The organism is Selenomonas sp. GACV-9 (assembly GCA_900116485.1).
Lineage (GTDB): Bacteria > Bacillota > Negativicutes > Selenomonadales > Selenomonadaceae > Selenomonas_A > Selenomonas_A ruminantium_G.
Genome location: FPAX01000002.1, coordinates 217615 through 229811 on the forward strand (window position 1 = coordinate 217615; position 12197 = coordinate 229811).

Here is a 12197-nt window from a genome sequence, read left to right on the forward strand (position 1 = left end):
TTTCTATGTAGTTATCCATGTTACAAGAGGTGCTTATTGCAGCCTCCCTAACGCCTTTTAGTATACTATATATTATCTAAAATGTACATAGGTTTGCAAATCAACCACTTTTCAGATAATTTATGAAGGCCACTGGCAATAAACCTGCCAGTACCTTTTACATATTCTGCACATATTGCCGCGGAACGGTTGCCAGGAAACGGCTTTGCTGGCAATAATGCCCATACCGCTGCTGACACCAAGAGATGAACAGCTGCTGGCGGGCACGGGTTATCGCCACATAGAAAAGCCGGGCCTCTTCCGCAAATTTTCCCGTTTTTTCCGCCTGAAAGCCCGGAAATGTCCCCTCCTGCATCCCGGCCAGGAATACATAGTCAAACTCCGAGCCCTTGGCCTGATGGACCGTGATGATCGGGATCTGCGGTTTCTTGGTCAACGCATCAAGCTCCGTATTCGAAAGCGTCGTAAACCGCAGGAAACGCTCCACGGCATCAAGGGGCCGCAAAGATTCATCGTCAGTTTCCCGGGCCTGCCGGAAGAGCTCCCGCAGGTTTTCCACGCGCTGATATTCCTTATGCTGGTTATAGTAGTCACTGATGCCCGCCTCGACCACGATCTGCCCCAGCAGCTGCCAGGGACGCAGCTGCTCAGCCCGCTCCCGGAAACCAGCCAGCAAGTCAGCCAGCTGTCCAAACTTTTCCTGCCATGCGGCAAGATATTCACGGCGCTTTTCCTGCTGTGGACGGATATCATTCTGGATTGCAAACAACAGGATCTCCGCTGTCGCCTTGATGTCATCGAGAGCATCATGGGAAGACTTATGGCTTACCTTGCAGTATTCGCCAAGATACTCGAGCTTATGATTCGGCAGATTCGGGTAAAACCGGCGGAATATATCGAGCGTATCGTAATAAGTGATATAGGACAACTGCGGCAGCCCCAGACGGTCCAAGTGACTGCCGAGAATGCGCAGATCGTACGTCACATTATGGCCCACAATGACCGCCCCCTGGGCGAACGCACAGAATTCCTGCAGCACCTTGGCAGGATCCTCGCCATGCTGCTGCAGCCATTCATCGCTCATCTTGTGCACGCGGACTGAATCACCCACGCGCAGCGTGGGCCGCAGGATACGCTGGAACTCTTCCTTGATGCTGCCATCCTTGCCAAGCCGGATGCCGGCGATCTGGATGATCTCATCCCGTGTCGTATCGACGCCTGTTGACTCGACATCAAAAACGACAACGTTTTCCCCGGCCAGCGAATCAAGCAGGAGCTGAAACGGATCACCATCCCGGCGGGCAAACGGGTCAAGATAATCCGTCAGCCGGATTCCCGCCCGCCGGTATTGCTCCGATGACAACTGACGGATAGTGGCAGGGCCAATGCCCCGGCCAAAGCGATTCAGGATACGCACGAGACTCGATACATCGTGCTTGTTGACAATAAGGCGCAAGAAAGCCAAAACATCCTTGACCTCCTGCCGCCGGAAAAACTTCACTTCATCAATCAGCATAAAAGGCAGCCGCTGCTCTTCTGGCTGCATCCTGCCCAAGGAACGGAAATATCCCGACAAATCCCGATTATAGCGGTTATTGCGAGTCAAGATGCAGACTCGCGCATAATCGGCTACCGGCAGCTGCTGGATCATATAATAGATCCACTGCGCCTCTTCGGCCATATCCAATGCGCCTTTGAAGATGATCTTCTCGCCATAGTCATGGCTCACTGCCTGCAAGCCGTCAGGATAGAGTGCCGATACCCGCTCGGGAAACAGCGCCTGCAGACTGGCAAACGAGGCATTCAAGATCACCTGGGTCGACCGGTAATTCTCATGCAGCACAATACGGCGTGGCTGATAATCCTGCTGATACTTCCGCAGTACCCGCTCCGGATGTGAGCCACGCCATTCATAGATTGTCTGGAAATAATCCCCGCACAGCAATAAATGGCTGCTGCCAAAGATACGGGCGATAATCTCGTATTCAAGCTCGCTGGTATCCTGCACCTCATCGATATTGATGTAGACAAACCGCCGCGCCCATTTGACCGCTACGGCCTTCTGCGCCAGCAGCTGCCCTGCGTTGACAATGAGATCTGTAAAGTCAAGGCCGTGCAGCTCATGCAAGCGCTGGTCATACTCAGCTGTAAGCGCCGGCCCCCAATCCTGCCAGCCTTCAAACAAGCGCGCATAATAGCGATAGGTATCATCCACGGCCAATGCCTTTACTGCAGATCCTGATTCCGCCAATAGCTCGGTAAGTGTCATTTTATAATCTGCTGCGTCATCGCCTGAGTAATGATGATAGGCCGCCCGCTTTTCCTTGAGCTGGGCCACAAGGTTCTGCACTGCTGCCAGCGGCCACTCAGCCTCCAAGATGTCTTTGAGCAACCCACGGCAGTCCGTCTCATCAAAGATCGTAAAATCCGAAAACAGATCCGAATGACGTTTGGCCTCTGTCTTGATGACATCGTAGCAAAAACCATGAAACGTGCGCACTACCACCTGACTGCCATCCTCGCCAGCCCGGCTTTCCACACGCTCCCGCATCTCCCGACAAGCCTTGTTCGTAAACGTCAGACACAGGATCTCTTCAGGCAACGCCTTTTTCTGTGCCAATATATTGGCAATACGGCAGGCCAAGGTATTCGTCTTCCCGGTGCCAGCCGGAGCCAGCAACAGGATGTTTGCCGACAGCTCCTCCACCGCCTGCCGTTGCTGCTCATTCAGGTCCGCAAAATCTTCCTCCATTGTGCTGCCTCCCCAGCAACTCACGAATTCAGTGATGCCTCAAAGACATCTACGCAGGACTTCTTGCGTATGGCCACCAGCATTTCCTCATACGATGCCGGCTGCATCCCCATACGGATAAATTTATCGTGCATCTCGATCTCAAGGTTTACGGCTGCCTCAGACACACCTGCTGCCATTGCCTGGGTCTTGAATTCTTCTGCTTGCATCATATCATCTTCCTCCTGCTAAACATTACTATACGGTAATATATTCGCGCCAATCCGCTATTTTCCTTCCCGATAGCTAGTGACATGCATCTGCTGCCCATCCGTATGGAACACCACCGCACCATCTTCATCAGTCCGCAAAGTCGTCACACCTGCAGCAGCAAACCGCTCAAGCACCTCCGCTTTCGGATGGCCAAACGAATTATCAGCGCCTACACAGCAGACGGCCCAGCGCGGGTGGACGGCCTGCAGGAACGGCTCTGAGTTTGAGGTATTGCTGCCATGATGCGCCGCTTTCAGTACCGTGCTGGCAGGACTTATGCCGCTTGCAAGCATATCGGCCTCTTTTTCCTTAGTAAGATCGCCAGTGATCAGGAAACTTCCCCGGCCATATGTTATGCGATAGACATTCGACGCCTCATTGCCAGCCGTCTGGCCTTTCGCCACCGGTGGTGCATAGAGAACCTCTATCGTCATGCCATCCACGCTGAGGCTCTGCCCCTGCTTGGCACTTAGGAATTTGTGCAGCAGGGGATCGTTATCCCCGAGCCGCATGGAGCGCGCATAGGCATATACACCTTCGTCAGCCGTATAGACCATGCCAACAGGCATCTTCTGCAGGACACTACCGCAACCGCCGGCATGGTCTTCATGTGCATGAGTCAAAAAAACTGCATCGAGCCTGCGCACGCCATAATGATGCAGATACGGCACTACCACGCGCGCCCCTACATCAAACGCACCATCGCGCGTGCCACCTGTATCGAACAAGAAAGCATGACCTGCCGGTGTGACCACCAGACATGCGTCCCCCTGCCCCACATCGATGAAATGCACGGCTAGTTCTGCCCGCTGGGACAATCGCCAGCCGCCCAGCAGACAGGCGATGACCAAGCCGCTAACGACCAGCAGCCTTTTCTGCCCCAGCAGCCACTCCCTAAGTCCGCCACGCTGCTTTTCTGGCAGCAACAATACGCCCAGCCCGCTATAGTAACACAGGCACCACATACTATTGAAGGAAGGAATCCATATCTGGCTGGCCGGGAGCCTGGCAATGACGCGGGTCAGCTCCGTCACGAGTCCCAGCAGCAGACTGTCTCCCGCAAATACGATTTTCCCCAAAAGCGGCAAACATAATGCCAGCAAACCTGCCGCCAAGGCAGCCACTATCATCCATTCGATGATGGGCACCACGAAAAGATTTGCCAGTAATGAGGAAAGAGACAACTGATTGAAATACCACGCGAGGATTGGCAATGTTGCCGCCTGCGCCGCCACCGTGATGGCCAGACTCCCGGCCAGGAAATCCGGCAGGCCTTTTCCCCTTAGCCATTGACGGATTCCCGGTGCCAAGAACAGCAGGCCTGCCGTCGCCAAGAACGAAAGCTCAAAGCTGATATGAAACAGCAGCAGCGGCGAAATGATCAGCATCATCAGGCCAGTAACCAGCAGGATATGCCCCGCTGTCTTCTCGCGCTCCATAGCCAGAGCCATAAAGGTAAGCCCGCCCATGATAGCCGATCGTATCACTGGCGGTACACAGCCTGACAAGATGCTATACACGGCAATCACACCAATGACCAGCAACGCCGTCACACGTCCCGGCAAGCGCAGCAGTGTCCCGAGCCAGGCCATCACCGCTGCCAGCAGGCTGATATGCGAGCCAGACACTGACAAGATATGGACAATGCCTGTCGTCGTAAAGTCCAGGAGCAGCTCTGGCCGTATCCCCTCATAGCCGCCAAACAGCATCGCAAATATGGCTGCAGCATCTTCGCGGGGCATGACGGCAGCCATGCGGTCATGATAATGCGCACGTACGGCAGCCACCCAACGGGCAAAAGCATAACCATCCTGCGCCTCTATCTGCACGCCCTGTTTGCCTGTTGCCAGCGTTGCCGTAATGCCCTGAGCCTTTAAAAGTCCCGCTGTATCAAGCTGCCCCGGATTCTGATAGCCATGTGGCAGCCGCACCCTGCCTGCCGCCGTAATCCTGTCGCCCACACGCACCGGCGGTATCTCGCCACTGGGCCGGCTATAGATGTAGAGGCCCCCCGCTCCCGGCTGCTCTTTGCCAGCGGCTTTGACTTTTGACACGTCAACAACGTATCTGACTTTTTTCTGACCGGTCAAATCCTCTGTAACCCGCGGCTCCTCCCGGAGCGTCCCTGTGACCTTGACCTCCTGCCGGACAAAATGCGAAATATCATTTACTGGCAGTTCATTTGCCGCAATAAACCGTACCATCCCCAGCTCGGCAAATACCAGCAAAAAAACTAGCCAAGACCAACGGCTGCCACGCAAGGCCAATATACCGCCAAAGGCCGCAGTCAGCAACATGATTGCCATAAGCCAGCCCAGGGAAGACCAGCCACAAGATTTGCCCAGGAGTATGCCTATACACAACATGCCCAGGCAGCCAGCTAAAAACGACTGCGGATGCTGTCCCCTCTCCATACTGCCACACCTTCTTTGCTCGGCTGCTATCCCTGTATCAGATGCAGATCTTATCCTTCATCTTATTGAACTTTGCTTCACCAATCCCCTTAATCTTCTTGATATCCTCGATGTGCTGGAAACCGCCCTGGCTTTCACGGTACTCAATGATGCGCTTCGCCATGGCCGGACCAATGCCTGGCAGCGAATCCAGCTCCTTTTCATCGGCAGTATTGATGTTGACACAGCCATTACTGCCTTGCGTCGTACCAGCCTTGCCCACAGTATCCTTGGCAACGGCAGCCTGCTTTTCGGGCACGCGCAGCTGCTGGCCATCCTGCAAGACCTGCGCCATATTGATATGCTCCTGGTCGGCCGTCGGCAAAAGGCCGCCACAGGCATTGACCGCATCGAGTGCCCGGGCCCCCTCAGCTACTGTCACGACACCGGGCTTATTGACGGCTCCGGTCACATATACCGTAAGCATGCCTTGCAGTTCCGTTTTTGCCTGTGACTCAGCTGCATCCAATATCACTACTTGCTCCTGGCTATAAGAGCCGTACAGCGTACCGCCAGCCGCCGCAAGTATCAGTATAAACAAGATGAGCATTGACTTTTTGTACATTGGCAACGCACCCTACCCCCTTTTTGTCCACAATCAGAATCACCTTCTATTTCGTTGCCAATGAAAAAACTCCTGCCATTTGGCAGGAGTTTCCTCGCAATATATTATGATAAGTTGTTGGCAAGTTTTTCCAGGATCATGCGATAGCCGTGCGGAAGAAATCCTCCACGAGGCGATCCCAGCCCATATCGTAGACATTGCGCTCACCGAGCTCATTCTGATACTGGGCCAAAGCGATAGTCATCAGCGAATCAGCCACAAAACCGTCATTGTCCATGCCAGCCTCTACGTAGCTGTCATGAACCGTATTGACGATTTCATCGAGCCGCTGCCGTGTCATGGTGTCAATGATGTAGTACATGGCCTCAAGATACTCAGTTGTATCCTTACGATAGCTCGCCGGAGACTCCTTGACCGCATCCATGATCTGACGCAGCTGGCTCAACGCTATGAACTTTATTCTCGTAACGTACATGTCTTGAGTAAACATACATCATTCCCCCTTGTGCGGATATATCATACCATACATTTACACTGAATGCAATTTGTATGCATGTATACTTAAATGATGTTAACTGAATAATATGACTTTTCTTATAACCAATAAACAATAATCTTGCCAGCACCCGAATGAATGCAGTAAAATAGGAAAGAAAGAGATGTTCGTAATCATAACGAATCAGAGGTTTAGGGAGGACTACTTGATGGAAAAGATCAAGCTAAGCAAAGGACAGATATTGCATAAACAAGGGGATTCAATCAACACCATAGAGATCTTGCTGGCCGGTGCACTGACTGTATCGGATGGGGATGACGTGGAAATCAATCTGGGCAGCGGCTCCATAATCGGTACCTCCTGCCTGCCAGGTGAGGCCTATTGTTTCGACTATACCGCCCACAATGATTCTACCCTGCTGGTGTTTGACTATACCAGTGAAGACGATATTGTCGAGGCTGTGACCACTACGCCAGCGATTGCTCCAGTCATCGCTGCCGCCAGCATGGAATCAGCCAGCAAGCTGCTCGATGCCTTTGCTGCCGCTGCTGATGCAGCCGCCAAGCTCTGCCAGGATTTAAAGTATAATTACAACGAATACCGTTTCATGTGCGTCGATCTCCAGCAAGAACCACAGAATTTCGATTTCATTACCACACTGGCAGCACCAGAGCCAGCCACCATGACTTCTGGCTGGGAGGCCGATCTCTGCCGGGCGTTCTGCGACCAGAAAACGCTGCTCGAAAGGGATTTCTATCCCCTCGACACGAGTTTCTGTGTTGCCACAGTCATGCGCGCCGCGGCAATCGAGCGCAAGATATGCCAGGAAATCAAAGCTATGACTGATTTCATCAGCATCACCAAGACAGCCACCAAGCCATTCGTCGAGACCTTCTATGCCGTAAAATCAAGAGTTGATACCAATAACCGCAACGGTTCAGAAGATGCACCGTTAATCCAAAACGCACTCGAGATGATCCTGGCCTTCTCCGGCGTCGATAGCGATGTAGCGGATACCTTCCGCAAAGATATCCAGACCTTCACGGCCATGGAAGATCGTTGGGCAAAATCCGACGAGATGCGCCGCCTGCGCATGAGTATCGCCGACGGATTCTATAAGATTTATGAGGCCGCATTCTTCAAGAGCATGGAAACACCCCATATCCCTGCCGAGGTCCGCATGTTCTTCCTCTTCGGCTTTGTCGATGAAACACTGGCTGGCAAAGCAAATACGGAATTCCTCTACCGTACGGCAGTCGGCTGGGAAGACGATCCTGAGGGACAGATTCTCTCCCTTTACGGCTGGCTCGAAAAGATCTACCACGGTCAGGCCGTCCCGTCCAAGAACGAATTTGACAATGACTGGACCGAATCACTCCGTGAAGAGGTGCGCACGGGCGCCCTTTCCCAGCAGGATGCCGATGAGCTCCAGAATGATACCCGCGCCATGGTAAGCTTTGAGATCCACAACATGGTCACCTCTGCTAACAAGGCAACCTATGGCCGTCTGGCCTCCTTCGTACCAGTGTTCAACGCCCAGGATGTCGTGCGCCCGCTCGAAAAGAGCCTGTCCTCGCCAGCCGTCGTCCGCGAGTCCTTCAACAAGGTCATCGACATCGATTTCGGCTGTTTCTACCGGCCCACGCTGGCCTCTTTCCCCGACTTCAAGATTCCGCATTTCGTCTACAATGTCGAAGTCAAGCCCTATGTGATCCTGATGCCGAATTTCGGCAGCCGCGCACTGATGTGGCAGGAAATCGAAGGCATGCGCCGCGTAACTCCAGCCCATATGATGCTGTCGATCTTCCACTCCGAGGAGCTTGACGAGGCTATCGTACACCTTTGCGCGCTGTTCCGCTGGGAAATGTGCCGCCGCATCCAAGGCGTACGCTATGCCGATGTCTCCGAGCCATCACTGACCTCGGAATATACGAATTATCTCCAGTTCTATCGCAAGAACGGCTATCTCTCCAGCGACATCAAGGACCGTATCAAGCTTTCCCTGCAGAAAGCCCGCAACGACTACAAGACCGTCTTTGTCGCCGATTACGAGAAATACATCCAGAGCGAGGCCTATGGCATGCCCAAGCTCAACAAGATTGCCCGGGAAATCCTGTTCAAATACTGCACCTTCTCCCAGAAATTCCGTGCGGATCGCGGTACCAGTCCCCAGTATCAGCCGCTCATGGGCCGCTGGACTGTCGCTCATAACGCCCGCACCCATAACCTCGATCTTACCCTGCGCAAGGTACAGCGCATGAATCCCGACGCCGTCCCCGCCGAGCTCCTGAGCGAAATCAAATTCACCAATCTTTGATGCCAATAATAACAGCAGCCCGAGAAATCAATTCCCGGGCTGCTGCTTTTTATTTCCTATATTATATTGGAGACTTTTTAGATAGCATAGAAATTGACGAGTCTTGCATCGGAAATGCCATCCATGCCTTTGATGACTTCCATGACGGCTGCCGGAATATCATTATCGACAGTCAGCACCATGAGGCTCGTACCTTCGATTTCAGTCTTGCCGACCTGCATGGCCGAGATGTTGATGCCGTTATTGCCGAGCAGGGAGCCAATCGTACCAATGACGCCTGGACGGTTGATATGCGGGCAGACGAGGATGCGGGCATGGGGATCGACATCGACGCGGAACTTGTTGATGCGGACGATGCGGCCTTCGCTACCAAACAGCGTGCCCTGTACCGAAAGTTCCTTGCCAGCGACCTGAGCCTTGACCGTGATGAGGTTCGTGAAATCCTCGACTTCCTTCTCCTTGACCTCTGTGACCTTGATGCCGCGCTCTTTGGCCATGCCCGGTGCATTGACGTAGTTGACCTCATTTTCCATGATGGGATTCAGCATACCCTTGACTACAGCCGTCGTCAAAAGCCCCGTATTGACCTCGGTGATCTCGCCATTGTAGATGACCTCAACCTTCTCCACCGGTCCGTCAGCCAGTGACACAACCGTACCACCGAGGCGCTCAGCCAGGGTCAGATACGGCGAGATGACCTTCATGACCTGCGGCGATACCGGCGCCATGTTGACGGCCGTCGCTACCGGCTCGCCCTTGAGAGCTGCCAGGATACCTTCGGAGACATCGAGCGATACGCCAATCTGCGCCTCCACCGTCGATGCACCAAGATGCGGCGTCAACACGATGCCCGGTACGCCGACCAGCGGGTGGTCAGCACCGACCGGCTCACTGGTGTAGACGTCGATGGCCGCACCGGCCACGATGCCCTGCTTGACCGCCTCGGCGAGGTCCTCCTCGACGATGATGCCGCCACGAGCGCAGTTCACAAGGCGCACGCCCTGTTTCATCTTCTTCATCTGCTCCATGCCGATCATGCCCTTGGTGTCCGGCGTCAGCGGCATATGTACCGTGATGAAGTCCGACTGGGTGATGACATCGTCGAAAGTGCCGATGGTCACACCAAGGGACTTTGCACGCTCTTCATTGATATAAGGATCATAAGCGATGACCTTCATATCAAAGGCCATGGCGCGCTTTGCTACACCGGCACCGATGCGTCCCATGCCGATGACGCCGAGCGTCTTGCCCCTCAGCTCAACGCCGACATACTTCTTGCGATTCCACTCGCCTTTCTGCATCGTCTCGTTGGCAATCGGGATATTGCGCGACATGGCCAGCATCATGGCCATCGTGTGTTCCGTCGCCGCAATCGTGTTGCCGCCTGGGGAATTGATGACGATGATGCCCTTGGCCGTAGCAGCCGGGATGTCGATGTTATCGACGCCGACACCGGCACGGCCGATGATCTTGAGGTTCTTGGCCCGCTCGATGACTTCAGCCGTCACCTTGGATGCCGAGCGTACCATCAATGCATCATACTCCGGAATGATCTCGAGCAGTTCTTCTGCCGAAATCTTATCCTTGACATCGACTTCGAATTCTTTCTTTAAAAGCTCAATACCTTTTGGGGAAATACCATCTGCAGCCAAAACCTTCATGTTCATCGCTCCTCCAATATCTTTCTGGAAAACACTTTCCTCTTAGAATTCTACACAGACAGAACAAAAACCTCTAAATATAGAAAAAGCTTCGTCCCGAATTGGGACGAAGCTAAAAGTTCCGTGGTGCCACCCAAGTGATATACGCATATATCTCTCATTGCCGCTGTATCGGGCGTCCCGTCTGACTCATCGCCAGCCGCTCCAAGGTGGAACAACAGATTCTCCCTCTGACTCGCACCAGCCGTCAGCTCTCTTGGCGGTTAGTCCCTGTTGCGTCCTCTTCCTCGCGTTATCGTGTGCCTATTCTTCTGTGCATAATCGTATTATATCCCCTCCATCTCTCACCGTCAAGTGTGTTTTTCAGAAAAACAATATTTATTTTCAGGCTTGCTTTTCATAAATTTACGCGTTAAAATATAACAAAACGCTATATGTCCACAATGCATGGACGCCAAGTTTTTGTAAAAATGTCAAGATCAGCATGATGATGTGTTTAGGAGGTTATCCCATGGAAGCAGACCGCGTTTATAACTTTAACCCGGGTCCGGCAACCCTGCCCCTCGAAGTGCTCAAGGAAGCTCAAGCCGAATTCCTGAATTTCAACCATAGTGGCATGTCCATCCTCGAGATCAGCCACCGTGCCAAACAGTATGCCGAAGTCCACCAGCAGGCAAAAGCCGACATCAAGGAACTCATGGGCCTTGGCGATGATTATGAAGTCCTGTTCTGCCAGGGCGGCGCCAGCCAGCAGTTCGCGATGATCCCGCTGAACTTCGCAACCAAGGAGCACCCGGGCAGCTATGTGCTCTCCGGCAGCTTTGCGACCAAAGCCTATAAAGAGGCGGAGCTCTTAGGGGTTGGCGAGGTTGCTGCCTCTTCCAAAGATGTTGACTTCCGCCATATCCCGACCCAAGATGAACTCAAGATCAATCCAGAGGCTGCTTACGTCCACCTCTGCTATAACAACACGATCTACGGTACCGAGTATCACTACGTTCCTGATACGCATGGCGTGCCGCTCTTTGCCGACATGTCCTCTGACATGCTCTCGCGCCCGGTGGACTTCCAGAAGTTCGACTTCATCTATGCCGGCGTACAGAAGAATCTCGGCCCCGCTGGTGTCGTGCTCGTCGTCGCCAAGAAGGACCTCTTATCCCAGAGCCCGAAGGCCCTGCCGACGATGCTGCGCTACAGCACCTTCCTTGAGAAGGACTCGCTCTACAACACGCCACCGGCATTCTGCATCTACATGGTCGGCAAGGTGGCTGCCTGGATCAAAGCCAATGGCGGTCTTGCTGAGATGGAAAAACGCAACCAGAAGAAGGCCAAGGTCGTCTATGATGCCATCGACAATTCCAATGGTTTCTATCGCGGCCATGCCGACAAGGACAGCCGTTCCTTCATGAACGTCACCTTCCGCCTGCCCAGCGAGGAGCTCGAGAAGAAATTCGTTGCCGAGGCCCTCGAGCATCAGCTCAGCGGTGTCAAAGGCCATCGCAGTGTTGGCGGCATGCGCGCCTCCATCTACAATGCCATGCCATACGAAGGCGCTGCCCGTTTGGCTGAATTCATGGAGAAATTCCGCAAGGCCAACGCCTGACAACATAATTAAATTTTACGGAAAAGACGTCACCAATAACCGTGACGTCTTTTCCCATGTCTATCCCTGTGATATAATTGACATGGACAACGAGAATT

General features: G+C 53.4%; 8 protein-coding genes. 2 read left to right on the top strand and 6 right to left on the bottom strand.

What is annotated here, in order from left to right; all coding sequences use genetic code 11:
* Positions 1–157: 157 nt before the first annotated feature.
* From BM322_RS04225 to BM322_RS04245, 5 genes are all read right to left on the bottom strand, one after another.
* Positions 158–2752, bottom strand: a complete 2595-nt coding sequence (locus BM322_RS04225) for a 3'-5' exonuclease (RefSeq protein WP_075428658.1) — start codon at positions 2750–2752, stop codon at positions 158–160.
* A 20-nt stretch (positions 2753–2772) separates the two neighbouring features.
* Positions 2773–2964: a hypothetical protein gene (locus tag BM322_RS04230; RefSeq protein ID WP_075428659.1), complete on the bottom strand. Its 192-nt coding sequence runs from the start codon at positions 2962–2964 to the stop codon at positions 2773–2775.
* Between the two features lie 54 nt (positions 2965–3018).
* Positions 3019–5418: a DNA internalization-related competence protein ComEC/Rec2 gene (locus BM322_RS04235; protein ID WP_075428660.1), complete on the bottom strand. Its 2400-nt coding sequence runs from the start codon at positions 5416–5418 to the stop codon at positions 3019–3021.
* 37 nt (positions 5419–5455) lie between these two features.
* A complete protein-coding gene (locus BM322_RS04240) occupies positions 5456–6028 on the bottom strand; it encodes a helix-hairpin-helix domain-containing protein (protein ID WP_075428661.1) in 573 nt (190 codons plus the stop codon).
* A gap of 130 nt (positions 6029–6158) precedes the next feature.
* Positions 6159–6512 (bottom strand): hypothetical protein, encoded by a 354-nt coding sequence (locus tag BM322_RS04245; RefSeq protein WP_075428662.1) that lies wholly within the window; start codon positions 6510–6512, stop codon positions 6159–6161.
* A 214-nt stretch (positions 6513–6726) separates the two neighbouring features.
* On the opposite strand from BM322_RS04245, the gene BM322_RS04250 reads away from it, so the two are divergent.
* Positions 6727–8835 (top strand): Crp/Fnr family transcriptional regulator, encoded by a 2109-nt coding sequence (locus tag BM322_RS04250; protein WP_075428663.1) that lies wholly within the window; start codon positions 6727–6729, stop codon positions 8833–8835.
* Between the two features lie 77 nt (positions 8836–8912).
* On the opposite strand, the gene serA is transcribed toward BM322_RS04250, so the two are convergent.
* Positions 8913–10496 (bottom strand): phosphoglycerate dehydrogenase, encoded by a 1584-nt coding sequence (gene serA / locus BM322_RS04255; RefSeq protein ID WP_075428664.1) that lies wholly within the window; start codon positions 10494–10496, stop codon positions 8913–8915.
* Between the two features lie 511 nt (positions 10497–11007).
* Between serA and serC the strand changes: the two genes are divergently transcribed.
* Positions 11008–12099 carry a 3-phosphoserine/phosphohydroxythreonine transaminase gene (gene serC / locus BM322_RS04260; RefSeq protein ID WP_075428665.1) on the top strand — a complete coding sequence of 364 codons (1092 nt, stop codon included), beginning with the start codon at positions 11008–11010 and terminating at the stop codon, positions 12097–12099.
* Positions 12100–12197: the final 98 nt, after the last annotated feature.